Here is a 26,540-nt window from a genome sequence, read left to right as displayed (position 1 = left end):
TTAGTCATCTGAAAAATGAAAAAAACACTGGCCTTTTTCTTCATTTCATTAGCTACAAGTTATACCTTGCAGCTCGCTGCTCAACATTCCGACTCAATACACATACACAACTCCAAACACATACACAGGGGCGACTCGGCGAAGCACTCTCAATTTTCGAGAAGGGCGCAGGATGTTCTAACTACTGTTTTCAGGCAAGACGAACCTGTACTAAATAACGCAGATAGTATTATCAAGGTTTTTGACAATTTACCTAGCTTCGGGATATATAAAAACAATTATATAGTTACCGGTACAGCCCTCAACGAAGAACCAACCCGCTACAATTCGGATGCAAAATTCCAGATAAGTGTATCGCAAAGGTTAACAAACAGTGTGCTACCGTTCCGTACTTATCTAATTCTTACGTATACCCAATTAGCCTATTGGAACGTATATCAAAAATCTTTTCCCTTTGGCGATATAAATTATAACCCTACCATAGGTGTAGGTAAAGCCTTAACATACAAAAACAGATTTTTGGGAACAGTATCCATGCAATTCGAACATGAGTCGAACGGTAGAGACGAAGACGAATCGAGAAGCTGGAACAAAATAAGTTTTTCGGGTATATTTAAAATAAACCGGTTCTGGACCGTTCAATCTAAAATGTGGATTCCCATAGTTGATGGCGAAAACAACCCTAACATTGTCAGGTATAAAGGATGGGGACACATAGCATCCGATTACAATTATAAAAACAAATACAATTTCGGGCTGCTGATAACAAAAAGAGGAGGAGGATTTTTCGACGCCAATATCACAGCCAATTACTCGTTACGCCTGTTTAAAAACGAAAATCAGTATCTGTTTCTTGAATATTATAATGGATATGGCGAAAACTTACTCGACTACAAACGCTACAGGCACATGCTACGTATAGGATTTGTTATAAGTCCAAGTTTTTTCCATATATATTAAGTTCAATTTTGTGCTGTTTGCAGTTGGTTAAATCCGGTTTTATTTCAGCTTATTTATAGCATTTTATTTTCGTGTTTCGTATTTATTTAGTTGCTTTGCATGTTTTTTCTAAGCAATCTTTAAGAAAAGATCATAAAATATAGCAAAATGGTTGTTGTTAGTACAATTGTAGATTTACAAAGCAGGCTCGATTCGATAAAAAAATTATCGATTGGTTTTGTTCCTACAATGGGAGCATTGCATCAAGGACATATATCGTTGGTAAAGAAAAGCATTGAAGAAAACGATATTACTGTAGTTAGCATATTTGTAAACCCGACACAATTTAACGATAAAAACGATTTTCAGAAATATCCACGTACCCTTGAACAAGACGCAAGCCTTCTCGAAAAAGTAGGAGTAGATATTATATTTGCACCTACCGAAAAGGAAATCTACCCCGAACCCGATACACGTAAGTTCGACTTCGGGATGCTGGATAAAGTAATGGAAGGAAAATTTCGTCCCGGTCATTTTAATGGTGTAGCTCAAGTTGTAAGTAAGCTTTTTGATATTGTTAAACCCAATAAAGCCTATTTTGGCGAGAAAGACTTTCAGCAGCTTGCTATAATAAGAACAATGGTAAAACAATTGAATTTACCATTAGAGATAGTAGGAATGCCCATAATGCGCGAACAAAGCGGTTTGGCTATGAGCAGCCGGAACGAAAGACTTACAGCCGAAGAAAGAGCTGAAGCTGCAATTATATATAAACAATTGTCCGAAAGCTTAAAATATTCGTCGGATCATAATATTGAAGAAACAATAAAGTATGTAACCGAAGGTATAAATGATGCAAAGCATCTGGAAGTTGAGTATTTTGATATTGTTGACGGAAACACCTTGCAGCCAATAACCGACTGGAACAGTACAGATTATATAGTGGGCTGTATTGCTGTTTTTTGTGGAAATGTAAGGCTGATTGACAACATAACATACAAAAGAACAAATTAATTTTTATTATTACGTTTTTCAAAGAAGAACAAGACTCGATAATCAGAGTCTAAATTGTCAGAAAAATGAAAATTGAAGTTTTAAAATCGAAAATACACAGGGTTACAATAACCGAAGCCAACCTAAATTATATTGGAAGTATTACTATTGATGAAGATTTGATGGACGCAGCCAATATTATTGAAGGTGAAAAAGTGTATATCGTGAATAATAATAACGGCGAACGCCTCGAAACCTATGTAATAAAAGGCGAGCGAGGATCGGGTATGATTTGTTTGAACGGTGCCGCTGCACGCAAAGCTCATCCGGGCGACATTATAATTATTATATCGTACGCTATTCTCGACTTTGAAGAAGCCAAAACTTTTAAACCCTGGGTTGTATTCCCCGATACCAAAACCAACAAACTAGTATAAAACTGTGTTCTTGGGATGTTCGAATTCGGAAAACAAATATCAGTCTCAATGGCCGATTATACTGAATTTTGTGCAAATCATAGCACCAAATTCAAGATAAAGCCCTTATTTATATGGGGGGCTGCATTTTTGTTTACCATACTCATCTATCTTGCAGGAATAAATACCGAGCTGAAATACGACACAATCGGATTCAAAGTATTCTTATTCCTTTTTATTGCCGTATTTGTTAGCGGTTTTGTTTGGGGTGTATATTTCATCATAAAATTTAGCTCAAAGCTTTTAGCTAATCTCTTAAGCAGAATAAACTATAAGCAGCGAGTCAAGTTTAAAGAAGCCGAAATATTAATCAACAACAGAGGCATCCAGATACAAAATGAGAGTAGTACATTTGCAGTCGTCTGGGATCAAATAATAAAAATAGATGAAACCCGAAATGCTTTATATTTTTACCATACCCAACAAGCAGCATTTATTTTACCGCGAAGGTACATCGGATCGCTTAACGAATTATACGAACTAAAGTCATTTTTAGGCGAAATTCGGAAAAACAGTATCCTTACAAATTACAACTAGTTTTACCCGTTAGTATTTGTTGAGGTAAAACATACACAAACCAAAATCATTTACATTTATGTATTCATATAGAGACATATGGAAAGTTAGCTTTCCTATTGTATTAGGATTATTAGCCCAAAATGTTATACAAATAACCGACACCATATTTTTAGGAAGAGTGGGCGAAGTAGAATTTGGAGCCGCAGGACTAGCCGGAATCTATTATATTGCTTTTTTTATGCTGGGATTCGGATTCAGTATAGGCGGACAAATAATGATAAGCCGCCGAAACGGAGAACGCGAATACGGACAAATTGGAAGCATAGTAATACAAGGAATACTATTCCTGCAATTTTTTGCACTTGCATTATATTTCCTGTCATCTTTTTTTCAGGAGTCGTTGCTTTCGTCACTAATCAAATCGCCTGCGGTATATACCGCTGCATCCGATTATCTTGAATGGCGTTCTTTCGGGTTCTTTTTCTCGTTTATAAACGTTATGTTTCGTGCATTTTATGTGGGAATTGCCCGCACATCGGTGCTTACCCTCAATGCTGTAGTTATGGCTATTGTAAATATTATAGGCGACTACGCTCTCATTTTCGGAAAACTTGGTTGCCCCGAATTGGGTATTGCCGGAGCAGGAATGGCTTCAGTTCTGTCAGAATTAGCATCAGTTTTGTTTTTCGTTATATATACTTACAAAAGAGTAAACCTTAAAAAATACGGATTTGCAAAACCTAAATTCAATTTCGACGTAATTCGCCGTATACTGAACATATCTGTTTTTACAATGGTGCAATATCTGGTTTCCATGTCAACATGGTTTATCTTTTTTCTGGCAATAGAAAATCATGGCGAAAGAGCCTTAGCTATAACCAATATTGTGCGTAGCTTCTACATGGTGTTCTTCATACCCATGAATGCACTTGCTACAACAGCAAATACATTGGTAGGTAACACCATGGGGGCAGGAAACTTAAATACAGTTATACCCTTAATAAAGCGGATTGGTTTTTTGAATATGATTATAGTTGTAGCAATGGGAGTTGTTGTGGCTATAGCACCCCAATTCTGGATATCGTTACTGGCTTCGGACAAAAGTATATCGCTTGTGCAGGAAGCTGTTGCCCCATTGTTGGTTATAATAGCAGCGCTGCCCATATGCAGTTTTAGCACGGTAGCATTCAATGCTATTTCAGGAACAGGAAATACACGTATGGCCCTCATTCTGGAGATGATAACAATGGCTGCTTATGTAACATCAATGTTTGTTATTGTTATCTATTATCAATCGTCGGTTGCGGTTTGCTGGACTGTCGAATATTTTTACTGGGGTCCCCTGCTTATTTTATCCTATATTTATTTGAAAAAGGGAAACTGGCAAGCCAAGGAAGTATAAAAGTTAGATTTATCTATACATCAGGGAAGTATACAAGAGTAACTGCAAAGAAAAAGAAGGAGTGCCGAAATAATAAAACTTGTCAGATATGTCAGGTTTTGTGGTTTGTAACTAGAAGCTAAATATGTATCTTTGTCCATCCTTTTTTTGTTCAGCCTCTTATTATGCTCCTTACAGGAACATGCATTATTTTGTGCAAAAAAACAGGAATAAATATTTAACTTGAAACAGAAAACAATTAAATAATTAACCAAACCAACACAAAACAATATGTCGAAATTTAAAGATTTTTCTCGAAACATTATTGCAAAAAAGTGGTTCGAACTGATAATTGTAGGCGTTATCCTCATCAATTCATTTCTAATAGGAGTCGAAACATACACCCACAATACTACAATAAAATTTATTCAGAATATTATTCTGTGTATTTTTACTATCGAAATCGTTCTCCGTTTTATTGCCCGTCAAGATATCAAATCGTTTTTCAAATCGGGATGGAACAACTTCGATCTTTTTCTTGTGCTTATCAGTTACATACCCGAAGATTTATTTGAAGGTAGTTCCACTATAATGGTTGTACGTATTCTGCGGATATTCAGAGTATTACGTTTATTACGTACTTCGAGCGAAATTAAGCTTATTATAGCCGTACTTTCCAAATCGTTCAGTGCACTGTTTTACAACGGAGTGTTCTTCTTTATATTTCTGTATCTATTTGCAATTATAGGTACTACATTGTTCCGCATGCCCTCTGTCGAAAACCTCGACAAAGATGCAGCAAGCCGTTACGAACGATTAATGGCAGTAGCACCCAACAGCCCCGAATGCTCGCCCGACCCATACGGAACATTGGCCGAATCGATGTTTACTTTGTTCAGGGCTTTAACAGGCGAAGACTGGACCGACTTGCGCTATAATTTGGTAAAAGCTTACGAGTATAAACTGGTTAACACCCCTCCTATTATTATTACAAGTTTTCATGTACTGTGGTTTATTTTAGCCGCATTCTTACTGTTAAACTTAGTAGTAGGTGCAATTGTAAACAACTATCAGGTAATAATGGAAGAAAACAAAGCCAAGATAAACTCGGGTAGTTGAGTAAACCATAAAAAAAACGTTCAAACTGTCAGAAGTGTCAGGTTTTATGACAAACATGTGTTGGGCAGTATTAAGGCAAGGCTAAAATTATACACAAGTAGAATAGTCATAAAATATTGCATAATAAAAAAACTGTCAGGTTTGTCAGTTTTTTAAAGAATTAGATATTAAAGGTTACCCATAATTTGAATATCTTTGCCTGCGGAAAATCAGGTAATCATTCTCAAGAAAAAATATAAAATGGGACGTTTAAAGTTTTTATTCATTTTGTGGGTATTTCCGTTGTTTTGTTATAGTCAGTTTTTAGGATTTGCAGGACAATACACACCGGACAGTGACGGGCAGTTTGTTACTAACCTTTCGTTTCCGGCATACCACAAAAAAAACAAGCTGAACGCATATATTTCGTCAGGGTTGGAATATTCCACACCGGGCGGTGCAAAAATGAGCGGTTTAAACATAAAGCCCGTACAGTTTACAACGTTTTTCGGAGAACGTTTTTTCAGCACCAGCAAAGTAACTCTATTACTTAGTGTCGATGGTGGTTACCTGTTCGATTTCAGAAGAAGAAGCAAAGACGGTATATTAATAACACCCAACTTATATGCCGATTATAAGTTCTTTTTTGTGAAAGCCGGATACGATTTTGATGTAATAAACGGACGAAATCAGTTTTTTGTACGAGCCGGAATATCTTTGGGAATGGGCATATTTAAATCGTTTGCAAAAACCCAGATTTGGTAATTTAGACTTGAAAGGACATTAAATTTATGAAAATAGCTGCTCTTGTATCGGGAGGTGTCGATAGCTCGGTTGTGGTACATCAACTAAAAGAACAAGGATACGACCCTACAATATTTTACATCCGGATAGGGATGGAAGATAAAGATGGGTATATTGATTGCCCATCGGAAGAAGACATTGAAATAACAACATATATAGCAAAAAAATACGGCTGCAAATTCGAAATCGTTTCTTTACACGAAGAATATTGGGAAAACGTTGTAAGTTACACAATAGATGCAGTCAAGAGGGGATTAACTCCAAATCCCGACATGATGTGTAACAAACTGATAAAGTTTGGTTGCTTTGAACAAAAATGGGGACACGAATTCGATAAAATAGCAACAGGTCACTATGCTACAACTACCGATATAGACGGCCAAACATGGCTATCGACTGCCAAAGATATGGTAAAAGACCAAACATATTTTTTGGGGCAAATAAGCTATATGCAAATATCGAAACTTATGTTTCCTATCGGAAACCTGTTGAAAAGCGAAGTACGGACTATTGCCGCCGAGCAAAAGTTACCCTCGGCACAACGTAAAGACAGTCAGGGCATTTGTTTTCTCGGAAAAATAAACTACAACGATTTCATTGGCAGATATCTGGGCGAACGCCCCGGCAAAATAGTGGAACTGGAAACCGGCAAAGTAATAGGAAAACATAAAGGTTACTGGTTTCATACTATTGGACAGCGTAAAGGCTTAGGGCTTAGCGGAGGTCCGTGGTTTGTTATAAAAAAAGATATTAAACGAAACATCGTATACGTATCGAACGGATACGACCCCGAAACCCAATACGGAAAAATTGTAGACCTTGCCGGATTCTCTTTTATTACACAAGATATATGGGGCGATTTTTCGGGAACAAGAGATGTAACCTTTAAAGTACGCCATACGCCCGAATTTACAACAGGGCGGATAGAGAAAATAGGCGATTTATACCGAATTCATTCCGACGACAAAATACAAGGTATAGCAGCAGGACAATTCGGGGTTGTATACGATTCCGAGTCGCAGCTATGCATAGGCAGCGGAATGATTGCTAACGAAGCAAGTGAATAATTGATTTTGTTTTTCGAAATATATAATCAAAGCATTGGGTTATGGATTTCTTTCTTGATTTCTTCAGTTTCTTTAACGATATAGAATTTGTCGACATTATAGAATTTGCAGGAACATTTGCATTTGCAATAAGCGGTATACGTTTGGCTTCGGCAAAACAGTTCGATTGGTTTGGTGCTTTGGTTGTTGGTTATGTTACCGCAATAGGTGGTGGTACTTTACGCGATCTATTATTGGGAGTCACACCGTTCTGGATGCTATCGAGTGTATATCTTTGGTGTACGGTACTGGCATTATTTTTTGTTATTCTATTCAAAAAATATTTGGTACACCTCAACAATACATTCTTCTGGTTCGATAGTATCGGGTTGGGCTTATTTGTTGTAGTGGGCGTTGAAAAAGCAATGGAATTGAATCATCCCGTATGGATTATAGTTCTGATGGGTACTATAACTGGTATTTTTGGCGGAATTATACGAGATATACTTATAAACGAAGTTCCTATTATTTTTACGCAAGAATTGTATGCTGTTGCGTGCATTATTGGTGGTATTATATTCTGCACACTTATATACTTTGGCGTAACACTAAATGTTTGCGAAATTATAACAGCAATATCCGTATTCATTGTTCGCATTCTGGCAACAAAATTTCAGTTAAAGCTTCCTACACTCAAAGACGTGGATTAGCTGTAAAAACACATATAGCTTTTATCTATACCTCGTAATAATTATCTATTTGATTTATATACCCCAAGCACTTACCTTTGCTTTAAATATATATAAATCAAAAACTAAAAGATAAATATTATGTCAGTACTTGTTGGAAAAAAAGCACCAGTGTTTAAAACAAATGCAGTTATAAACGGTAACGAAATAGTCGAAAATTTTTCGTTAGATCAGTATTTGGGTAAAAAATATGTAGTATTTTTCTTCTACCCAGCCGATTTCACCTTTGTATGCCCTACCGAGTTAATTGCTTTCCAAGATCAAATAGCCGAATTTGAAGCTCGTAATGTAGCAGTAGTCGGAGCATCTACCGACTCGGCTTTCTCGCATTGGAAATGGCTACAAACACCACAAAACGAAGGAGGTATAAAAGGTGTGAAATATCCGATCATCGCAGATCAAACTCTTATGATCTCGACAAACTACGATGTTTTGGCCGGATCGCTCGAATATAACGACCAAGGTGAAGAGTATTTCGAAGGAGTTCCTCAAGCCTACAGGGGACTATTCCTTATTGATAAAGACGGAATTGTTCGCCATCAGGTAGTAAACGATATGCCATTAGGCCGTAATGTAGAAGAAGTATTGCGTTTGGTAGATGCACTTCAATTTACCGAAGTACACGGAGAAGTTTGCCCGGCAAACTGGAAGAAAGGTAAAGCAGGATTGAAAGCAACACAAGAAGGCATTTCGGATTATCTGTCGAAGAAATAAATAGAACAGTTCAGCTGTTAGTAGTAGAGATGTAGTTTTAAATTAGAAGAATGTGGTATCCTGTGACAGGATACCACATTTGGTGTTAAGCTCTCTTGAAACAAAAAAAGGAGAAAACGCACACATCGTTCGAGCATAAAGAAAAAACGGGACACTTCGTTTCGAAATGCCCCGTTTCGTTATTTAACAATATATATCGAAAACAGATTGTCGTTATTCGGCAACTTTAGCTATAATAGTAACTTGTAGTTCAATATCATCATTTATAAACTTATCCTTCAAATCGGCAAATACATTTTTCGACCCATAATTTACTCCCCATTGGGTACGATCGATAGTAAACACCTGTGTTTTGGCTTTATAAAGGTTTCCTTCTTTTGTAACCTTTGCCCCAAAGGTTATATTCTTAGTCACATCCTTAAGCTTCAAATTTCCGCTTATCAGATAGTTTACTGTATCATTTACTATCGGTTCTGTTTTTGTTACAACAAACTCCCCTACCGGAAACTTAGCCACATCAAAAAAATCGGCACTCTTCAGATGATCAACCAGCATCTTATTCATACTTTCATCAGTCAAGTCCAGATTAACAATCTTGTTTAAGTCAAAAACAAAATGTCCCTCTTTAATTGTAGAACTGTCCACAACCAAAGTTCCGCTTTGTATGGCTAAAGTTCCAACATGGCTACCTCCGGGTTTAAACCCCTTCCACATAACCTCCGATTGCAAAGAATCTACAACTAATGTTTTTCCTGCGCCCGACAAAGCATCTTGAGCTTCGGCCGCATCAATTTTGTTTTTGCCCGAATTATTACAAGCACCTAAAAACAACACTGCGAATAATAACGCATAATAATAAAGTTTCATACACAAATTGTAATATTGTTTATAATAATTTATCTATATCTTGGTATTAAACAATCGATCTTTGGTTTTGTTTACAGACACTTATTTTTCCGATACTATTTTGAAGATATTTAAAATTATTTTCGCTGTATTTTTTTTAACAAATACAGGAATAAAATTTTAACTTTGAGAATAAAAATAATACAGTATTAAACCGAGAACATAATAATATCCGGCCAGCTATTAAAAAAGAAAACTTGTTTGAAAAATGGAACAATTATTGCATTATATCTGGAAACATCGTCTATTTCAAAACGACCTGAAAACTACCGATGGCTTACCCATCGAGGTTTTAGATACAGGCATAGCAAACACCGACGAAGGTCCTGATTTTTTTAATGCTAAAATAAAAATAGATGGTAAAATATGGATAGGAAACATCGAAATACATAAGCATTCGAGCGATTGGTATGCTCATAAGCACGACACTAACCCTGCATACAATTCAATAATTTTACACGTTGTTGAAGTAAACAACCGGGAAATTATAAATCAGGCTAATCGGAATATTGTGCAATGCCAGATTAATTGCCCACAATATTTAAAAGATAATGTTGAATACTTGCTTAATGCCGATGTAAATATACCTTGTTACAAGTATATAAGCACAGTTCCCCAAATTCATCTTAACAGTTGGTTAAATACATTGCTTATTGAGCGGCTTGAACGAAAATCGAACGACATAAACAAGCATCTACAACACAGTAATGGATCGTGGGAAGAAGTTTTTTACATACTACTGAGCCGTAATTTTGGATTTGGTCTTAACTCCGATTCTTTCGAACGACTTGCTTTGAGTCTACCTCTGCGTTTTATTCAAAAACAAGGAGACAATATAACACAAATAGAAGCTTTGCTTTTCGGTCAGGCCGGATTACTGGAGGACGAAGAACAACCCGACGAATATTCGAAGAAATTAAAAAAAGAATATAACTTTTTACGGAACAAATACAGTCTTACCCCTATCGACTCTTATCTATTCAGGAAGATGCGAGTGCGCCCGTCGGGGTCGCCACATATACGAATAGCCCAGCTGGCAGCACTTTTATATAACGCACACGGATTATTTTCCAAAATATTAAAATCGGAAGATATCGGGCAAATACGTTTGCTTTTTCATCAAAACACATCGGAATATTGGCAAACTCATTATTTGTTGGGCGAAGAATCGCCCCGCAAATCGAAATATCCGGGAAACTCATCACTCGATATTATTTTGATTAATACGGTGGTTCCAATATTATTTGCATACGGAAAAGCGACAGGAAATGAGGCCCTATGCGAAAGGTCGTTCCGATATCTTGAACAGATAAAACCCGAATCGAACTTTATAACCAAAGATTTTGCCGCATTGAAAATCGAAGCGAAAAATGCTTATGACTCCCAAGCCCAAATTCAGCTCAGACGCGAATATTGCGAAAAGAAAAAATGTTTATTTTGCCGTATAGGTTACCGCATGTTGTCAGAGAATAAAAAGTAAATATTTTTGTTATAAATATAATCCTCTTTAAATAGAAAAACCGGCACGCCCTCACAGGAGTACCGGTTTAAGAAAACTAACAAACTACTAAAACACTTCGAATTATACCTTCATAGGCACATCTATAATTAATATACGTGCATTGTCGGTATTTGCTTTCACACTTACACTACTAGTTTCCCAAATTCCCAGACCATCTCTATGATTAAGATTTTTTCCGGCAACAGTAAATTGGCCTTCTATAACCATCGCAAAAACCCCATTACCTCTTTTCTTTATCTTATATTCAAGCTCAGTGTCACGATCTAGTGTTGCAATACTAAACCAAACATCTTGGTTGAGCCATAAGCTATCATCCTTCGAATCGGGCGATACAATCGGTATAAAACGACCTTTATCGTGTATAAAATCAAAACTCTTCTGGTCGTAACGGGGTTTCACGTCCTGTTCACGCGGAAATACCCATATCTGTAAAAAATTCAACGGCTTATCTTCACTCGAATTATATTCGCTATGCATCAATCCCGTACCAGCACTCATTACCTGAACTTCTCCTGCACTAATAACACTGGTATGTCCCATACTATCACGATGTTCCAAATCGCCATAAAGCGGGATCGACACTATTTCCATATTATCGTGAGGATGAGTTCCGAATCCTTGACCAGCTTCAACAACATCATCGTTTATAACCCTCAAAGCTCCGAAGTGTACACGATCCGGATTATAATAAGTTGCAAAACTAAAAGTATGATAAGTATCTAACCACCCATGATTTTTATGCCCGCGCGAAGCGGCAGCATATAATTCTGTTTTCATAACCTATACCCTTATATTTTAATTGTTTATCATATAACATTAAGGCATATCTTTTTGTTTTATCTATATCTGATAATTATAGAGTATTAGGGTTTAATCAAAAAAATATGTCAAATCACATACTATTTTTTAACACAATAACACGCTTTAAATTATAACATATTGATACATTACAACATACCCAACACGAGTGAAATAAATAATAAAAAAACTGAAAAAGGAAATAAAGTTCTCGTATATTAATATTATCTTTACCAAACTAGAACATAGCAATATGATCGTATTTTCCGCATATCAAGAAGCAAATTTCAATAGCTTTGTTTCAAATCTCACATAAGAGGTAAATTATGCGTTTTTTTCAGTTCTTTTTATAAAGAGCCACGAAGCAAGAAGAAAGAAAAACAATATATAATGATTTACAAATGGAATTATCAACCCCTAACAAAGCAAGAAACAGAGAAAAGAGATAGTTTAGCAAAAGAGTTAAGTATAAACCCTATTTTATGTCAATTACTTATTCAAAGGGGAATTACTTCAACCGAAGAAGCTAGAAAGTTTTTTCGTCCCGACTTGAGGGATTTGCACGATCCGTTTCTTTTACCCGATATGGATAAAGCCGTCAGAAGAATAGAAAAGGCTTTAGGTAATAAAGAACGGATTCTTGTATATGGGGATTATGATGTAGATGGTACTACAGCTGTAGCACTTGTGTATAAATTTTTACGACGATTTACAACAAATCTCGACTACTATATCCCCGATCGTTACGATGAAGGATATGGAATTTCAGAACAAGGTATCGACTATGCATCTTCTACAGATGTTAAACTTATTATAGCGCTCGATTGCGGTATAAAAGCTATAGAAAAAATTGAGTATGCAAAGAGCAAAGGTATAGATTTCATTATCTGCGACCACCACATGCCTGACGATACACTTCCTAATGCAATAGCAGTAGTAGATGCCAAACGAACCGACTCGACATACCCATACGAACATCTTTCGGGCTGCGGTGTTGGTTTTAAGCTTGTTCAGGCATTTGCTCAAAACAATAAGATAAAGTTCTCGGAACTATACGACCTGCTCGATTTAGTTGCAGTAAGCGTTGCTTCCGACATAGTTCCGGTTACCGGAGAAAACAGAATTCTAACCTACTATGGTCTGAAACATCTGAACTCGAATCCCAGCCTTGGACTAAAAGGCATTATTGATATTTGCGGACTCAACAATAAAACTATTACCGTAAGCGATATTGTTTTTAAAATAGGTCCCAGAATTAACGCTTCGGGTCGTATGATGAATGGTAAAGAAGCAGTAGACCTGCTACTTGCCGGCAGCATAGAAGAAGCTTTAGCCAAAAGCCATAATATCGATCATTATAACGATAACAGGCGTGAGCTAGATAAACGCATGACTGATGAAGCTAACACATTTATTGATGAAAGCATTGATATAGGTGAGCAAAAAAGTATAGTTATATACAACGAGCATTGGCACAAAGGTGTTATCGGGATTGTAGCATCACGATTGACCGAGAAGTACCATCGTCCGGCAGTTGTGCTTACCAAATCGAACGGACTTATAACCGGATCGGCTCGTTCCGTTATGGGTTTTGATGTATACAAAGCAATTGAATCGTGTAAAGACATACTCGAAAACTTTGGAGGACATACATACGCCGCAGGCTTATCGTTAAGAGAAGAAAACCTACTTGAATTTAAAAGACGGTTCGAAGCACTTTCGACACAAATGATAGCTCCCGAAATGATGCGTCCACAAATTAATGTAGATGCACTGCTTTCGTTCAAGGATATTGATAATAAATTTATTGGCGACCTTCTGAATTTTGCTCCGTTTGGCCCTGAAAACACCAATCCTATATTTGCCAGTTCCGATATCGTAGACTACGGCACAAGTAAACTGGTGGGTAAACATGCCGAACACATAAAATTGGAAGTGATGGATAAATCTTCGGTTCAATTATTACATGGTATAGCATTCCGCCAGAAATCGAACTTCGCTATAGTAAAAAACGGATACTTCGACATTTGTTACACTCTGGAAGAGAATGTTCACCATGGCAAAACCAATATACAATTATACGTTAAAGACATTGATAAAGGACAACTATAAATTCTAAAAAGAATGGATAAACCAATTTTTCAATACAAGATGAAAGTTCGCGATTACGAATGCGATGCACAAGGCATTGTTAATAACGCAAACTATCAGCACTATTACGAAGTTGCCCGTCATGAGTTTTTAGACTCCTTAGGACTTAATTTCTTCAAACTTCACCAACAAGGCATAGATGCTGTTGTATCTCAGGTTACCATAAAATATAAAAACTCGTTATACGGAGGTGAAGAGTTTATCTGTACTGTCGATTTCGAAAAAAAAGGGGTCAGGTATTTATTTAAACAGCAAATAATCAGAACATCGGACGAGAAATTATGCTCAGAAGCCGTGATAGAAGTCGTTACTTTAATAAACGGAAAATTATCGCGTCCCGACTTTTTCGACAAAGCATTTGCTAAATACCTATAATCTATATTGCATATTTAGATAAATTATATGGGGCTGAATTCTAAGTCTTCTGCTAGTAAATATGCTTAAAAGGAAGTAAAGAGAATGTATTTTACATTCTCTTTTTTATTACAAAATGTCTGCCTAATACCGAAATAGTGTTACAAAAAGAAGTAACATTATAGCAAAACAAATCTGCTAAACTTTAATAAAAACAAAAAAGCCCGCGAAATCTCTTCGCAGACTTTCTTTCTTAACACAAACTTTACAAAACTACACAATTGAGTTAATTGTAGCCTGATAGTTAGGCTCTTGCGTAACCTCAGAAACTAACTCGGTGTACGATATATTTCCTTCGGGATTAATAACAACTATTGATCTGGCTAATAAACCTTTCAATGGTCCGTCTGTCATTAATACTCCATAATCTTTAGCAAACTCAGGGTTTCGAAAAACCGATGCCGGAACAACATTTTCAATTCCTTCGGCTGTACAAAAACGTGCACTTGCAAAAGGTAAATCTGCCGAAACGGCCAATACTATTGTATTTGGCATATTAGCTGCCTCCTTGTTAAATCGGCGAACAGATGCAGCACAAACGCTGGTATCTAAACTTGGAAAAATATTAAGTACAATATTTTTACCTTTCAAATCCGACAACTTAACTTCCGACAAGTCATTTTTCACTAACGAAAATACAGGAGCAGGAGATCCTGCTTTTGGAAGTTCACCCGATGTATTAACAGTGTTTCCTTTAAATGTAATTTTTGACATAATTGTAAAATTTACTGCCCCTATAATTATCGGGGACAAATATAAAACATTTTTTTTATTTAAATACTACCATTGTGTCACATTTACGTAAAAAGAATATCTTTAACTATAATTCCTCTTTTAAAAAACCGGAAGTAAAACCTTTGCCATCTTTTACTATCTTTTCGGGAGTCCCTTCGCAAACAACTGTTCCGCCTCCGGCTCCACCTTCAGGCCCCATGTCAATTACATAATCTGCACATTTAATAATATCAAGATTATGTTCTATCACAACAACTGTATTACCTCTCTCTACCAATTTGTTAAGAACTTCGAGCAGGACTCTTATATCTTCGAAATGCAACCCTGTTGTTGGTTCATCTAAAATATATAAAGTATTGCCTGTATCTATTCTTGCCAACTCTGTAGCTAGTTTTACCCGTTGCGACTCTCCCCCTGACAAGGTAGTCGATGGCTGTCCAAGTTTTATATATCCTAAACCTACCTCCTGTAATACTTTAACCTTATTTAATATAGTTGGCGTATTTTCGAAAAATTCAACAGCCATATTAATAGTCATATCAAGCACGTCGGCTATAGATTTTCCTTTAAAGCGTACCTCTAAAGTTTCCCGGTTATACCGTTTTCCATGACACACTTCACATGGAACAAATACATCGGGCAAAAAGTTCATTTCAATTGTCTTATATCCGTTTCCACTACAGGTTTCGCAACGTCCTCCTTTTACATTAAAAGAAAAACGCCCGGGCTTATATCCCCGTATTTTTGCCTCCGGCAGATTCACAAATAAATTTCTTATGTCGGAAAATATACCTGTATATGTCGCCGGATTAGACCGTGGGGTGCGTCCTATAGGAGACTGATCTACACTAATCACCTTATCTACATGCTCTATACCTTCTATCGACTTATAGGGCAACGGATCTGTTAGCGAACGATAAAAATGCTGGCTTAATATAGGTTGCAAAGTACCATTCACTAAGCTTGACTTCCCGCTTCCCGAAACACCGGTTACACAAATAAATGTACCAAGAGGGAATTTCACATTCACATTTTTAAGATTATGCCCTGTTGCACCTTTCAAGGTTATTTTATTGCCAGTTCCTTTTCTTCTTTGTTTCGGGTATTTAATTTCAAGAGTCCCATTAATATAATCGGCTGTTAATGTATTTGCTTTTAACATCTCTTTAGGTGTTCCGGCAAATACAACCTCGCCCCCCTTACGACCGGCATAAGGCCCCATATCTACAACATAATCTGCCTCAAGCATCATATCCTTGTCGTGCTCAACCACGACTACCGAATTACCCGAATCCCGCAATTTCTCAAGCGACTTAATAAGCCTCACATTATCCCGTTGATGCAAACCTATACTCGGCTCATCCAATATATACAATACATTTACCAACTGCGAACCTATTTGCGTTGCTAAACGTATACGCTGGCTTTCGCCCCCTGACAATGTAGCAGATCCCCTGTTTAAAGAAAGGTAACTTAATCCGACGTCCAATAAAAACGATGTACGGGAAAGTATTTCTTTATTTATTTCAGTAGCTATATGCCTTTGTTTGTCCGAAATATGGTTATCTAAATCCTGCATCCACTCATAAAACTGTTGGATGTCCATTACTGAAAGTTCAGCTATATTTTTTCCATTTATTTTATAATGTAGTGCTTCTATATTAAGCCGTTGGCCATTACAATCTGGACAAACAGCGGTTTTAACAAACTGTCCTGCCCATTTTTGAGCCGAAGCCGAAGCGTCCGACTCTTGTTGCATATTTATATATTTAACCACTCCGTCGAATGCAACAAGATAATTGGAATTACCCAACGATTCGTTTTTTATCTGTAACCGATCATCCGTTCCGAACATTATGTCATTCAGAGCCTCTTCGGGTACATCTTTCAATGGAGTTTTAATAGTCACATCATATTTTTCGCAGATAGCCTCTATTTGCCAGAAAAATAAAGAATTTTTGTATTTACCTAATGGAGCTATTCCACCGGCATATATACTTAGTTCGGGCTTAGGTATTATTTTAGTCATATCAATCTGATTCACTTCTCCAAGCCCTTTACATTTTGGGCAGGCTCCATAAGGAGAATTGAACGAGAAACTATGAGGAGCAGGCTCACTATACGACAATCCCGATGCAGGATCCATCATTTGGCTACTATAATGACGAACATCACCCGTCTCTACATCCTGAATCATAATCAGTCCTTCGCCCTGTTTCATTCCTGTACGGACACTCGCTTTTAGTTTTGCCTCAAACTGGTTCGAAACCACCAGTTTATCAACAAGTATTTCGATGCTATGGTTTTTGTACCTATCAACTCGCATTCCCGGAAGTATTTCCCTAATTTCTCCGTCAACACGTACTGTCAGGTAGCCTTTTTTTCGTATTTGCTCAAACAGCTCCTTGTAATGTCCTTTTCTGTTCCTCACTACAGGAGCAAGCAAATATATCTTTTTACCAATATAACGAGTCATTATCAACTCCAGAATTTGCTCTTCGGTATATCTAACCATCTTCTCACCCGACAAGTATGAATATGCTTCTCCTGCACGTGCATAAAGCAAACGAAGAAAATCGTAAATCTCGGTTGTAGTACCCACAGTCGACCGGGGATTTCTGTTTGTTGTTTTTTGCTCGATTGATATAACCGGACTAAGCCCTGTTATCTTATCGACATCCGGACGTTCCATTCCTCCCAGAAAATGGCGGGCATAAGCCGAAAAGGTTTCGATATAACGCCGTTGCCCTTCGGCAAAAATAGTATCAAATGCCAGAGATGACTTTCCACTTCCGCTTAATCCTGTAATAACTACCAGTGAATTACGCGGTATCTCTACATCTATATTTTTAAGATTGTGTACACGGGCTCCGAAAACGTTTATTTTTTCGGTATCTTCAATATAATCTTTCATTATTTTTTTCAGTAGCTATTATTCGGTTATCCACCTTTTATCATGAACCTTAATTTTTTCTCCTTTTTTGTAATATAACGATTCCTTTTCGGGTATAAGAAGCGTATAACTTTTTGGAGACTTCGTACTTATTGTAAGCTTACGGTCGCGTAACCACGAATTAAAGTCTTTAAGCTGTGCATATGTTATGTCATAAGTTTGTGCAAATGCAGCCAAGTCCGAAATGCTTTCTTTAACTTCCACTTGTTTAAACTTAATAGGTTTATATAATTGATCTGCCTTTAATACAAATCCATACTTATACGGATTTTCGAAAATACTTTTAGCAGCCATTATACGAAAAAAATAACGCGAAGTTTCCTCAACCAGCCATAAATCAAGTCCGTCCTCCGCTTGCTGAGAACTTAATTCGTTCGTTATCCGTCCTTGACCTGCATTGTAAGATAATGCAGCACTCGACCAACTCTGATATTTTCGGTAAGCATCATTCAGATATTTACATGCCGCCTCTGTCGATTTTTCAACATTATACCTCTCATCTACTTCCGAACCTACTTCCAACCCATATATTTTTGCAGCACTTTGTATAAATTGCCACATTCCCGAAGCCTTAGCCGACGACATTGCTCTGGGGTTAAGCGAGCTTTCGATTACTGCTAAATATTTAAAATCGTCTGGAATACCGTTTTTTGCCAATATAGGTTCTATGATAGGGAAATAACGATTTGCACGCTTTATCAGTAACAAGGTGGAAGAATGCCAATAAGTAAAACTATTTATTTCGCGATCGAATCTCTCGTGCATGTCGTAACGAGACATTTCGAACTTTTCATCTGCAAAAAAAACTTCGTCCGGCACCTCTACCGAAACTGTCATTGATGCAACAACCGGAGCCCGACGATCAGTCGGAGCATTTTTAGAACTCTCTGATGATAAAAAGAAAAATCCCAACAAGCAAACAATGACTGCGGGAACAATTATATATATATACTTTTTCATATTGCCAAATATCAAATTAATTAATCCACAAAGATAAGGATTTGTTTAGGAGTTATAAAACCTCGGTCGTTCTTTAAAGAAGAATTAAGATTGATTAAAGCAAGCGTTAACTTAGTTAATATTTCTGACTAGTATACAGATAAAAAATCCGGATTGTAAACACAACCCGGATCTCCTATTTTTCAATATATTCAAATTTTATACTTGCTGAGTTTCAATTGTATCAGGCGTTGAATTTTTAATAGTTGCCCAACCAGACAAAATCATGAAGAATACGATTATATCCAAAACAAGAGCAAAAACCCAACCTATAAAAGGAATAAAACCAAATACAGCTGCCACAATCATTAATATCATAGCTGTAAACAATTTAGATGCCCCATTGCGAGCTTTATTCGGGAATGTTGGAGAATTTTTCAATGCCGAATATCCTATCATCATCATTATAAACGAAACAATATTTATAATTGTTCCTACCCATCCTAAAAATGGAATAAAATCGACAACCGCTGCTACAATCGCCAATATAACTGCAAGACGAATTTTACCTACAGCCTCTGCATCCGCTACCGATAACATAGGTTTAAACTTATCTAACCCTTTTAGAAATAGATAATAACCATAGATTAACCCTGCTAAAAATATCCAACAAATTACATCTAAAAATCCGATACCTGTGTCAACTGTTCCACTTTCAGCAAACGACATTAAATTAGACGCACCACTAACTAAACTGTTAATAGAATCGAAGATAGAATACAACAAATTTGCAAGTGTATACAATAAAACTCCTTGATAAATTTGTTTTGTAGTTTCCTGCCACCGTAATAATACTGATTGTTCCATAATAATAAAAATTAAGATTAAGATATAAATTCTCGCAAATTTATAAAAAATGAATATATAAACGATAAAACATCAATAGAAGTATTATGAAATCGAAAATATCTATAAAATCCCCTCCTCTATCAACAAACAAGAACCATTATTCTTTCGAAGAAGATAATATGGAAGCAATAAGTAATTCTTGTAGTTTTTCGGGCGAAACATTTGCTTTTAGTTCTCCTTTATCTACAAATGATATTTTCCCCCGTTCCTCTGATACAACTATTACCTTAGCATCGGTTTCTTCTGCTATACCCAATGCAGCTCTGTGACGCAATCCAAACTGCTTTGGGATACTCGGATTCTGAGAAACCGGAAGAATACAACCTGCGGCTGTTATTTTACCTTTCGATATTATCATTGCCCCATCATGTAACGGGCTATTTTTAAAAAATATATTTTCAATGAGTCGGGTACTCATATCTGCATTTATTACCTCTCCGGTTTCTTCAATAAAGCTTAAATCTATTTCTTGTTCTAACACTATTAACGCCCCTGTTTTCGTTTTAGCCATATTTAAACAAGCCAAAACTATTGGAGTAACCTCCTCTGCTGTCGCATTTTTACCTTTCTTCAACCCGAAAAGTTTTGACACAAACTTAAAAGTCCTGTTAGAACCTAACGACATAAGAAATCTCCGTATTTCGTCTTGGAATAAAAGGATGATAACCAAAAAACCCAGATTTTTCAATGTATCTAAAATACTTCCTAACAGGCGCATTTCAAATACTTTCGATACTAAAATCCAGATAATTATAAAAGCAATTATACCTTTAACAATAGCATTAGCTCCTGATTTTTGAACAAGATAGTATAACTTGTATAACCCAAAGGCTACCAATAATATATCTATAATATCTTTTATACCAAAGGGCTCGAGCATAAGCCTTACAATATTACTTTTATTTGGTTTGTTTTAGCTTCTCAACAATTTTCACTGCTTCAACCGCATGTTTAACATCGTGAACCCTCAAAATGTTTGCACCATTTAGTAGAGCATAAGTATTTAAAACAGTTGTGCCGTTTAAACTCTCAATCGGCGATCCTCCAAGCAGATTATATATCATCGACTTGCGGGATACCCCGACAAGCAAAGGTAATTCAAAAATATCAAAATCTGTAAGCCTCGACATTAATTCATAATTCTGATCCAGATTTTTACTAAAACCAAAGCCGGGATCAAGTATAATATCATTTACACCGTACCGACGTAATAATGCTATCTTCTCTGCAAAATAACGGTAAATATCTTCAGGGTAATTATTATAATCGATCAGATCCTTCATTGTTTGAGGCGTACCTCGCATATGCATCAAAATGTATGGAACATTTAATTTTGATACAACTTCAAACATATTAGAATCGATCTGCCCTCCCGAAATATCATTTATAATTGCAACATTATACTTTTCGACACAAAATTTAGCAACTGATGCGTAAAAAGTATCAACGGATAACACAGCATCAGGATACTCTTTTATTATTATATCTAAAGCAAAATCAAGACGTTCTATTTCTTCATCTGCCGTTAGTAATTTAGATGTAGGTCTTGTCGATTGCGCACCAATATCAATTATAGCTCCCCCTTCCATCAATATTTCTTGAGTCCTGCTTATAATCTGATCGGTTGTTTGCATTCGGCTACCTTCGTAAAACGAGTCGGGGGTAACATTAAGTATACCCATAACTACAGGCGAAGACAGATCGAATAATTGCCCTTTTACGTTTATTGTATAATGACGCATTTTTCCTATTATTACAATTCTATTATATCTTCCTCAAATACAGTTAACTTTTCTACTCCGGAAGCCGTCACCAAATAAGTATTTTCTATCCCTACAGCACCAACTTCGGGTATTACAAATTTAGGTTCCAAAGCAAAAATTGTATTTTCTTCTAATAATTCTTTCGAACGTGGCGTAAGCACAGGCGGTTCGTTTATTTCGAGACCAACCCCATGCCCTATAAATTTGGCTTGTTGTTTTGTACCCATAAAGTATGCGCCCAAATTTTGTTTGTCAACTATTTCCATTGCCATATTATACAAGCGAGAACATTCGACGCCCGGTTTCGAAATATCAATCAATAAATTATGAATATCAATCGAAACCTGATGTGCTCGATACGCTAAGTCCAGTGTTTTTCCCAATGAATAGACCCTTGTCATATCTGTCATCCAAGGAGTATAATTTCCTGCCATATCTACCATTATGGTTTGCCCTTTCAATATTTTCGAACCGGACGCTCCAAGCGGAAGAACAGGTGATGTTCCTGCCCCACCCAACGCATAATCGAACGGCGATGGAGCTTCTGCATTTTCGCCTGATAGTAAACTCCCCATAAAGATATCCATATTTTCGCCATAACTGCGAAATATGCCTAACGATCCATGCTTGCGCATGACCTGTTCAATCTCTATTTGTAGTTCAATATCTGTCATGCCAATTTTAAACAACGACGGTATTTCTTTATATACAGCTGCATGCTTTTTTGCACATAACCTCACTTGCTCTACCTCGAATTGCGACTTTATGCTCCTTAGTTTACGCATCATTGTCGATGCGTTTGAAAATTCTTCTACTTGTAACGATTTTTGCAACCTTAAACATTCGGAGTACGACATAACATCAACTTCGGCTAGTACTTTTGCTGGAATTGGCATTCCACGCTCTTTTAATTCCTCCACAATTTGTTCCGGTTTTCTTATATACACAGTATTAGGTAAAAATATTCCGTTCGGCCTTTTTACAAAATGAACAGGGTCACCTTCTGCCGGTAAATAATAATATCCGTTATACACCATACCTATTGCATAAAAGATATTCACTGAGGTATTTAATAAACATGCATCAACACCCAAATCTCGTATAACTGATTGTATCTTATTTTGGCGCAACAACAAATCTGTCGCCAACTCTTTCTGATAGTTCATAATTCTTTGATTAAAACTTTTCCGGACAAATTTACTAAAAAGAGAAAAGAGTAAAAGCCTATCGAGTACTTTAATTTTATAAAAGAATTGATAGTGATATCTTAAATTAAATAAGTTAGTGTATTTTTGTATTCTAAAATTTATAACCCTATAATAGGAGATTCCCAATGCCTTGTATATTAAGTATTGAAACTTCAACCAATGTATGTTCTGTTGCTGTAGCTATTGACGGAAAAAATATATTTGAGAAAGAAAATATCGATGGCCCTTCTCACGCAACGCTACTCGGAGTTTTTGTACAGGAAGCTGTAGATTATATCCAAGAAAATGGCATGGCTTTGGATGCTGTTGCTGTCAGTTGTGGTCCCGGATCGTACACAGGTCTGCGCATAGGGGTATCTGAGGCGAAAGGATTGTGTTATGGCTTAAACATACCCCTTATAGCTTTGAATACCTTAAAAATAATGGCATCGAAAGTTAGTAAAAACGCTACAATCGATAATGAAAGCTTACTATGCCCTATGATTGATGCCAGACGAATGGAGGTATATGCAGCTATTTATGATTTAAATTTGAATATAGTAAGAGATATTCAGGCCGACATTGTTGACGAAAACACATATGCATCCTTTTTGCAAGCAAGTAAAATAACATTCTTCGGCAATGGGTCTGCTAAATGTAAGGACGCAATAAAACACCCTAATGCCGTTTTTCTCGAAAATATTTACCCTACAGCATCAGATATGTCGTCTTTAGCCATAACAGCTTTCGAGAATAAAACTTTCGAAGATGTTGCATACTTTGAACCTTTCTACCTGAAAGAATTTATCGCAACTACACCTAAAAACAAAATACTTTAAAATAGCCATATTCTTCATGTTTCCGAACTTTTTCTGCGATTCATTGTTTAGAATAACAAAGATCAACTAAAAAATTATAGTTATGGAAGCAAAAGATTCTTTGTTGAAAGTAAGAATTTTGCCCAACGGCCCTATTCTTGTAGACGGAAAAGTAGAATTAACATTGTCAGACGGAACAGTTGTTGAAAAAGACAAACTACACTTATGCCGTTGTGGTGCATCAAACAACAAACCATACTGCGATGGTTCGCATGTAAAAATAGGTTTTAAAGGATAATTAGCACCTAAGCAACACAAAACATAATAAACCCTGCAAGTTATTATTGCAGGGTTTATTTATTATAGATATACTATTTATTCAATTTAAAATGAACTGGTAATGTAAAATAAACTGCAACTGATTGCCCATTTTGCGAACCGGGAATCCAATTAGGCATTTCATTCACTACTCGCACAGCTTCGTTATCGCAAGCAGGATCAAAACCTTTTATTACCTGTGCATTCGAGATTGCACCTGTTTTACTCACAACAAATCTTACAATTACACGTCCCTCAATTCCGTTTTCGGCAGCCATAGCAGGGTATTTAAGATTTTTCTGCAAAAACTTCATCAACTCTCTCCGTCCTCCCGGAAAATCGGGCATAACCTCTACCGATTCAAGTATTCCATCTCCTGTTCCCGTACCATTGCCGCTACCATCTCCTGTTCCGGCAATGTCCCAATGCTCACGTAACACATCGGCGGGATCAACACCTTCTGTATTATCTGTTTCGTGATTATAAACCGAAATCACTCCTGTTGATTCCAACAAATCAAGCTGATCGCGCATTTCCCTTTCAGATACCACATCGTCATCGTTAGTTATAACAGGAGGGGTAAACGACTCTGTTCGGATAAGCGGAGGAGGAGGCGACGACATCTGAGGCTCAATAACAATGGGCTCTTCAATTTTCTTTTCAGCTTTGTCTTTCATATTCATTAATTCAATAGTACCACCATATCCTGTTAATCCATCATCAGTTTCTACTGTAGTTACAGCATTTATCAATTGTGGAACAAACACAAATAAGGATACTACCATCAGAGTAACAACAAAAGCCCACACATGTCTTTTTGATGATGTAAGCCGCATCTCATAAGCACCATATTCTTTATTCTTTCCATCGAATATCAAGTTGCACCAATCGCTCGAATTTAAATTAATGTTGCGTGTCATGACATTTAATATTTATAGGTTAATAATTAGTTTCTCTCTTTTACCCTATAGAGTAAACTTTAATCATAAATCCATAAATATATTTTCATAAATAATTTTTACTATTTATTTTGTACTTGTAAAAAGTACAAACATTTAGATATATTTCACGAAACATTATTTTTTTTAGCTTTATTTACTTTTTCTTAATCCTTAATTTGGGTTACTGCCTCGCTTTACTTACATTTGAGCCCGAAAATCAATTTAAAAACGTAATGATCAAGAAAAATCTATTTATGCAATGCATTATGGCATTGTTATTATTTAGTGCATGTGGAAGTGATTCGAATTCAGACTCTGATGATGACGATAACCCTACCCCGGCAGACACAATTGTTAAAATTCCTCTTTATTTCGAAGACTCGTTTTATAATGTAAAAGCGGATTATCAGGCTGTAAGGATAGGCGAATACTTGTGGATGAATCGGAATTTCAATCACTATTTATCAAACGACAGGTATAACACACCAACAAGAGCACAATTGAACAAAGTGTTGGAGATATACCGTAGAAAAGTGAGTTCATTTCAAGTTAATATGGACGACTTCACAAAATACTTTGGGTTGTATTATAACAGAATGGAGGTTGAACATTTATACGGACACGCCGGATCGTGTGTAATGTTCGAAGGCAAGGACAGGGTTATTGTTAGACAATCGACCGGAACACCTGGCGATTCGATAAGAGCTTGGGGCTTACCTGCTGATAACGACTTCCGCCAATTATTTGCCATGTGTGGAGAAGTTACAACTAGTTCTATACGTTTTGCCTTATCATGTAAGCCATACGAAAATCCGGTAGCAATACCCATCCCCGAATCATATTGGTTTTCTAGCCGTAATACCAACAGATACGAATTTAATTTAATGCCTGGTGGTGCACGTTTTCACACAAAAACCGATTGGGGACTTTGTTTTCAAGGAAATGAGGACTGTCATGATTATGTAGGATCAACCGGAGATTTTTATATGTTTTACGAAGCTGTAAGATGGGCTGCCGATAATTCTAAAACCGTATCAGTTCATGATTTTGTTGATTGTAAAGAAGGCAAATTATGGCATTGGTTAAATGTTAGGTGGTGTAGAAAACTATCGGATAAAGAACTCGGATACAAATTATTTATAAATGCAGAAAGAACCAATATTCTTAAATTAGGTTTGGAAGAAACTGTGCCTGCAGGATATAGCGAACTAGCGAATGGCTATCTTAGAGGATTCTATGTATTTTATATACTCGACAGAGAACATCCTCTCAAAACGATCAGAGAAATCGTAAATATGGCAGACGAAGCGATGAAAGATAACGGATAAAGCTAAGTAGGCATATTACAAATAATAATAAGTACTATAAATAGAAAGCCAGGATTTGATTATTAAATGGCAGTATCCCAAAAACTGTGTAAATAGGAATAACGGAGGGTTTGCAAACCCTCCGTTATTTTTTTGTATA

General features: G+C 36.5%; 26 protein-coding genes. 16 read left to right on the top strand and 10 right to left on the bottom strand.

Annotated features, from left to right (window positions below):
* The first annotated feature begins 15 nt into the window (after nucleotides 1-15).
* The 10 genes from D0T53_RS11360 (at nucleotide 16) to D0T53_RS11315 (ending at nucleotide 8,719) form a co-directional block, all read left to right on the top strand.
* On the top strand, nucleotides 16-960 hold the full coding sequence (locus tag D0T53_RS11360; RefSeq protein ID WP_163267973.1) for a phospholipase A: 945 nt from the start codon (nucleotides 16-18) through the stop codon (nucleotides 958-960).
* Nucleotides 961-1,107: 147 nt separating this feature from the next.
* Nucleotides 1,108-1,953 (top strand): pantoate--beta-alanine ligase, encoded by an 846-nt coding sequence (gene panC / locus D0T53_RS11355; RefSeq protein WP_163267972.1) that lies wholly within the window; start codon nucleotides 1,108-1,110, stop codon nucleotides 1,951-1,953.
* A gap of 65 nt (nucleotides 1,954-2,018) precedes the next feature.
* Nucleotides 2,019-2,369 carry an aspartate 1-decarboxylase gene (gene panD, locus D0T53_RS11350; protein ID WP_163267970.1) on the top strand — a complete coding sequence of 117 codons (351 nt, stop codon included), beginning with the start codon at nucleotides 2,019-2,021 and terminating at the stop codon, nucleotides 2,367-2,369.
* Nucleotides 2,370-2,384: 15 nt separating this feature from the next.
* On the top strand, nucleotides 2,385-2,945 hold the full coding sequence (locus D0T53_RS11345; protein ID WP_163267968.1) for a YcxB family protein: 561 nt from the start codon (nucleotides 2,385-2,387) through the stop codon (nucleotides 2,943-2,945).
* Between the two features lie 58 nt (nucleotides 2,946-3,003).
* Nucleotides 3,004-4,329, top strand: a complete 1,326-nt coding sequence (locus D0T53_RS11340) for an MATE family efflux transporter (RefSeq protein ID WP_163267966.1) — start codon at nucleotides 3,004-3,006, stop codon at nucleotides 4,327-4,329.
* Nucleotides 4,330-4,599: 270 nt separating this feature from the next.
* Nucleotides 4,600-5,427: an ion transporter gene (locus D0T53_RS11335; RefSeq protein WP_163267964.1), complete on the top strand. Its 828-nt coding sequence runs from the start codon at nucleotides 4,600-4,602 to the stop codon at nucleotides 5,425-5,427.
* A 240-nt stretch (nucleotides 5,428-5,667) separates the two neighbouring features.
* Entirely contained in the window at nucleotides 5,668-6,171 is a 504-nt protein-coding gene (locus D0T53_RS11330) for a hypothetical protein (RefSeq protein WP_163267962.1), read from the top strand.
* Between the two features lie 26 nt (nucleotides 6,172-6,197).
* Nucleotides 6,198-7,277 carry a tRNA 2-thiouridine(34) synthase MnmA gene (gene mnmA / locus D0T53_RS11325; protein WP_163267960.1) on the top strand — a complete coding sequence of 360 codons (1,080 nt, stop codon included), beginning with the start codon at nucleotides 6,198-6,200 and terminating at the stop codon, nucleotides 7,275-7,277.
* Nucleotides 7,278-7,318: 41 nt separating this feature from the next.
* Complete coding sequence (locus D0T53_RS11320; RefSeq protein WP_163267958.1) at nucleotides 7,319-7,966, top strand: trimeric intracellular cation channel family protein; 648 nt, start codon at nucleotides 7,319-7,321, stop codon at nucleotides 7,964-7,966.
* A gap of 120 nt (nucleotides 7,967-8,086) precedes the next feature.
* Nucleotides 8,087-8,719: a peroxiredoxin gene (locus D0T53_RS11315; RefSeq protein ID WP_163267956.1), complete on the top strand. Its 633-nt coding sequence runs from the start codon at nucleotides 8,087-8,089 to the stop codon at nucleotides 8,717-8,719.
* A gap of 213 nt (nucleotides 8,720-8,932) precedes the next feature.
* Here the strand turns inward: D0T53_RS11315 and D0T53_RS11310 are convergent, their stop codons facing one another.
* Nucleotides 8,933-9,586 carry a YceI family protein gene (locus D0T53_RS11310; protein WP_163267954.1) on the bottom strand — a complete coding sequence of 218 codons (654 nt, stop codon included), beginning with the start codon at nucleotides 9,584-9,586 and terminating at the stop codon, nucleotides 8,933-8,935.
* A gap of 247 nt (nucleotides 9,587-9,833) precedes the next feature.
* Here D0T53_RS11310 and D0T53_RS11305 point away from each other — a divergent pair, with 247 nt between their 5' ends.
* Complete coding sequence (locus tag D0T53_RS11305; RefSeq protein WP_163267952.1) at nucleotides 9,834-11,105, top strand: DUF2851 family protein; 1,272 nt, start codon at nucleotides 9,834-9,836, stop codon at nucleotides 11,103-11,105.
* 102 nt (nucleotides 11,106-11,207) lie between these two features.
* On the opposite strand, the gene D0T53_RS11300 is transcribed toward D0T53_RS11305, so the two are convergent.
* Nucleotides 11,208-11,924, bottom strand: coding sequence for a pirin family protein (locus tag D0T53_RS11300; RefSeq protein ID WP_163267951.1), 717 nt, complete (start codon nucleotides 11,922-11,924; stop codon nucleotides 11,208-11,210).
* Between the two features lie 411 nt (nucleotides 11,925-12,335).
* On the opposite strand from D0T53_RS11300, the gene recJ reads away from it, so the two are divergent.
* Nucleotides 12,336-14,057: a single-stranded-DNA-specific exonuclease RecJ gene (recJ, locus tag D0T53_RS11295; protein ID WP_163267949.1), complete on the top strand. Its 1,722-nt coding sequence runs from the start codon at nucleotides 12,336-12,338 to the stop codon at nucleotides 14,055-14,057.
* Between the two features lie 12 nt (nucleotides 14,058-14,069).
* On the top strand, nucleotides 14,070-14,471 hold the full coding sequence (locus D0T53_RS11290) for a thioesterase family protein (RefSeq protein ID WP_163267947.1): 402 nt from the start codon (nucleotides 14,070-14,072) through the stop codon (nucleotides 14,469-14,471).
* A 252-nt stretch (nucleotides 14,472-14,723) separates the two neighbouring features.
* Here the strand turns inward: D0T53_RS11290 and tpx are convergent, their stop codons facing one another.
* The 7 genes from tpx to D0T53_RS11255 all read right to left on the bottom strand — a co-directional run bounded on the left by tpx (nucleotide 14,724) and on the right by D0T53_RS11255 (nucleotide 22,975).
* A complete protein-coding gene (gene tpx / locus D0T53_RS11285) occupies nucleotides 14,724-15,224 on the bottom strand; it encodes a thiol peroxidase (protein WP_163267945.1) in 501 nt (166 codons plus the stop codon).
* 106 nt (nucleotides 15,225-15,330) lie between these two features.
* Nucleotides 15,331-18,159 carry an excinuclease ABC subunit UvrA gene (gene uvrA / locus D0T53_RS11280; RefSeq protein WP_163267943.1) on the bottom strand — a complete coding sequence of 943 codons (2,829 nt, stop codon included), beginning with the start codon at nucleotides 18,157-18,159 and terminating at the stop codon, nucleotides 15,331-15,333.
* Between the two features lie 18 nt (nucleotides 18,160-18,177).
* Entirely contained in the window at nucleotides 18,178-19,158 is a 981-nt protein-coding gene (locus D0T53_RS11275; protein ID WP_163267941.1) for a lytic transglycosylase domain-containing protein, read from the bottom strand.
* A gap of 198 nt (nucleotides 19,159-19,356) precedes the next feature.
* Entirely contained in the window at nucleotides 19,357-20,004 is a 648-nt protein-coding gene (locus D0T53_RS11270; protein WP_163267939.1) for a hypothetical protein, read from the bottom strand.
* Between the two features lie 139 nt (nucleotides 20,005-20,143).
* The gene (gene cdaA, locus D0T53_RS11265; protein WP_163267937.1) at nucleotides 20,144-20,926 is read right to left on the bottom strand and encodes a diadenylate cyclase CdaA; all 783 of its coding nucleotides are present in this window, start codon (nucleotides 20,924-20,926) and stop codon (nucleotides 20,144-20,146) included.
* Between the two features lie 19 nt (nucleotides 20,927-20,945).
* A complete protein-coding gene (folP, locus tag D0T53_RS11260) occupies nucleotides 20,946-21,788 on the bottom strand; it encodes a dihydropteroate synthase (protein WP_163267935.1) in 843 nt (280 codons plus the stop codon).
* An 11-nt stretch (nucleotides 21,789-21,799) separates the two neighbouring features.
* Nucleotides 21,800-22,975, bottom strand: a complete 1,176-nt coding sequence (locus D0T53_RS11255; protein ID WP_163267933.1) for a Xaa-Pro peptidase family protein — start codon at nucleotides 22,973-22,975, stop codon at nucleotides 21,800-21,802.
* 167 nt (nucleotides 22,976-23,142) lie between these two features.
* Here D0T53_RS11255 and tsaB point away from each other — a divergent pair, with 167 nt between their 5' ends.
* Together tsaB and D0T53_RS11245 are read left to right on the top strand one after the other, a co-directional pair.
* Nucleotides 23,143-23,835, top strand: coding sequence for a tRNA (adenosine(37)-N6)-threonylcarbamoyltransferase complex dimerization subunit type 1 TsaB (tsaB, locus tag D0T53_RS11250; protein WP_163267931.1), 693 nt, complete (start codon nucleotides 23,143-23,145; stop codon nucleotides 23,833-23,835).
* Between the two features lie 82 nt (nucleotides 23,836-23,917).
* On the top strand, nucleotides 23,918-24,112 hold the full coding sequence (locus tag D0T53_RS11245; protein WP_163267929.1) for a CDGSH iron-sulfur domain-containing protein: 195 nt from the start codon (nucleotides 23,918-23,920) through the stop codon (nucleotides 24,110-24,112).
* Between the two features lie 73 nt (nucleotides 24,113-24,185).
* On the opposite strand, the gene D0T53_RS11240 is transcribed toward D0T53_RS11245, so the two are convergent.
* Nucleotides 24,186-25,052: an energy transducer TonB gene (locus D0T53_RS11240; protein WP_163267927.1), complete on the bottom strand. Its 867-nt coding sequence runs from the start codon at nucleotides 25,050-25,052 to the stop codon at nucleotides 24,186-24,188.
* Nucleotides 25,053-25,339: 287 nt separating this feature from the next.
* Between D0T53_RS11240 and D0T53_RS11235 the strand changes: the two genes are divergently transcribed.
* On the top strand, nucleotides 25,340-26,401 hold the full coding sequence (locus tag D0T53_RS11235) for a hypothetical protein (protein WP_163267925.1): 1,062 nt from the start codon (nucleotides 25,340-25,342) through the stop codon (nucleotides 26,399-26,401).
* The last annotated feature ends 139 nt before the right edge of the window (nucleotides 26,402-26,540 follow it).

Source organism: Dysgonomonas sp. 216 (assembly GCF_010501065.1).
GTDB lineage: Bacteria > Bacteroidota > Bacteroidia > Bacteroidales > Dysgonomonadaceae > QVMM01.
Note: the sequence above shows the minus strand (reverse complement) of the source record. Positions and strands in the feature narration are given on the sequence as shown.

What these genes read in the sequence shown, in the direction of transcription:
- D0T53_RS11310 (WP_163267954.1), bottom strand. Translation starts at nt 9,586, where the DNA reads ATGAAACTTTATTATTATGCGTTATTATTCGCAGTGTTGTTTTTAGGT.
- panD (WP_163267970.1), top strand. Translation starts at nt 2,019, where the DNA reads ATGAAAATTGAAGTTTTAAAATCGAAAATACACAGGGTTACAATAACC.
- mnmA (WP_163267960.1), top strand. Translation starts at nt 6,198, where the DNA reads ATGAAAATAGCTGCTCTTGTATCGGGAGGTGTCGATAGCTCGGTTGTG.
- D0T53_RS11315 (WP_163267956.1), top strand. Translation starts at nt 8,087, where the DNA reads ATGTCAGTACTTGTTGGAAAAAAAGCACCAGTGTTTAAAACAAATGCA.
- D0T53_RS11320 (WP_163267958.1), top strand. Translation starts at nt 7,319, where the DNA reads ATGGATTTCTTTCTTGATTTCTTCAGTTTCTTTAACGATATAGAATTT.
- uvrA (WP_163267943.1), bottom strand. Translation starts at nt 18,159, where the DNA reads ATGAAAGATTATATTGAAGATACCGAAAAAATAAACGTTTTCGGAGCC.
- cdaA (WP_163267937.1), bottom strand. Translation starts at nt 20,926, where the DNA reads ATGCTCGAGCCCTTTGGTATAAAAGATATTATAGATATATTATTGGTA.
- D0T53_RS11270 (WP_163267939.1), bottom strand. Translation starts at nt 20,004, where the DNA reads ATGGAACAATCAGTATTATTACGGTGGCAGGAAACTACAAAACAAATT.
- D0T53_RS11245 (WP_163267929.1), top strand. Translation starts at nt 23,918, where the DNA reads ATGGAAGCAAAAGATTCTTTGTTGAAAGTAAGAATTTTGCCCAACGGC.
- D0T53_RS11235 (WP_163267925.1), top strand. Translation starts at nt 25,340, where the DNA reads ATGGCATTGTTATTATTTAGTGCATGTGGAAGTGATTCGAATTCAGAC.
- tpx (WP_163267945.1), bottom strand. Translation starts at nt 15,224, where the DNA reads ATGTCAAAAATTACATTTAAAGGAAACACTGTTAATACATCGGGTGAA.
- D0T53_RS11360 (WP_163267973.1), top strand. Translation starts at nt 16, where the DNA reads ATGAAAAAAACACTGGCCTTTTTCTTCATTTCATTAGCTACAAGTTAT.
- D0T53_RS11290 (WP_163267947.1), top strand. Translation starts at nt 14,070, where the DNA reads ATGGATAAACCAATTTTTCAATACAAGATGAAAGTTCGCGATTACGAA.
- D0T53_RS11340 (WP_163267966.1), top strand. Translation starts at nt 3,004, where the DNA reads ATGTATTCATATAGAGACATATGGAAAGTTAGCTTTCCTATTGTATTA.
- D0T53_RS11255 (WP_163267933.1), bottom strand. Translation starts at nt 22,975, where the DNA reads ATGAACTATCAGAAAGAGTTGGCGACAGATTTGTTGTTGCGCCAAAAT.
- D0T53_RS11275 (WP_163267941.1), bottom strand. Translation starts at nt 19,158, where the DNA reads ATGAAAAAGTATATATATATAATTGTTCCCGCAGTCATTGTTTGCTTG.
- panC (WP_163267972.1), top strand. Translation starts at nt 1,108, where the DNA reads ATGGTTGTTGTTAGTACAATTGTAGATTTACAAAGCAGGCTCGATTCG.
- D0T53_RS11305 (WP_163267952.1), top strand. Translation starts at nt 9,834, where the DNA reads ATGGAACAATTATTGCATTATATCTGGAAACATCGTCTATTTCAAAAC.
- recJ (WP_163267949.1), top strand. Translation starts at nt 12,336, where the DNA reads ATGATTTACAAATGGAATTATCAACCCCTAACAAAGCAAGAAACAGAG.
- D0T53_RS11240 (WP_163267927.1), bottom strand. Translation starts at nt 25,052, where the DNA reads ATGACACGCAACATTAATTTAAATTCGAGCGATTGGTGCAACTTGATA.
- D0T53_RS11335 (WP_163267964.1), top strand. Translation starts at nt 4,600, where the DNA reads ATGTCGAAATTTAAAGATTTTTCTCGAAACATTATTGCAAAAAAGTGG.
- D0T53_RS11300 (WP_163267951.1), bottom strand. Translation starts at nt 11,924, where the DNA reads ATGAAAACAGAATTATATGCTGCCGCTTCGCGCGGGCATAAAAATCAT.
- tsaB (WP_163267931.1), top strand. Translation starts at nt 23,143, where the DNA reads ATGCCTTGTATATTAAGTATTGAAACTTCAACCAATGTATGTTCTGTT.
- D0T53_RS11345 (WP_163267968.1), top strand. Translation starts at nt 2,385, where the DNA reads ATGTTCGAATTCGGAAAACAAATATCAGTCTCAATGGCCGATTATACT.
- folP (WP_163267935.1), bottom strand. Translation starts at nt 21,788, where the DNA reads ATGCGTCATTATACAATAAACGTAAAAGGGCAATTATTCGATCTGTCT.
- D0T53_RS11330 (WP_163267962.1), top strand. Translation starts at nt 5,668, where the DNA reads ATGGGACGTTTAAAGTTTTTATTCATTTTGTGGGTATTTCCGTTGTTT.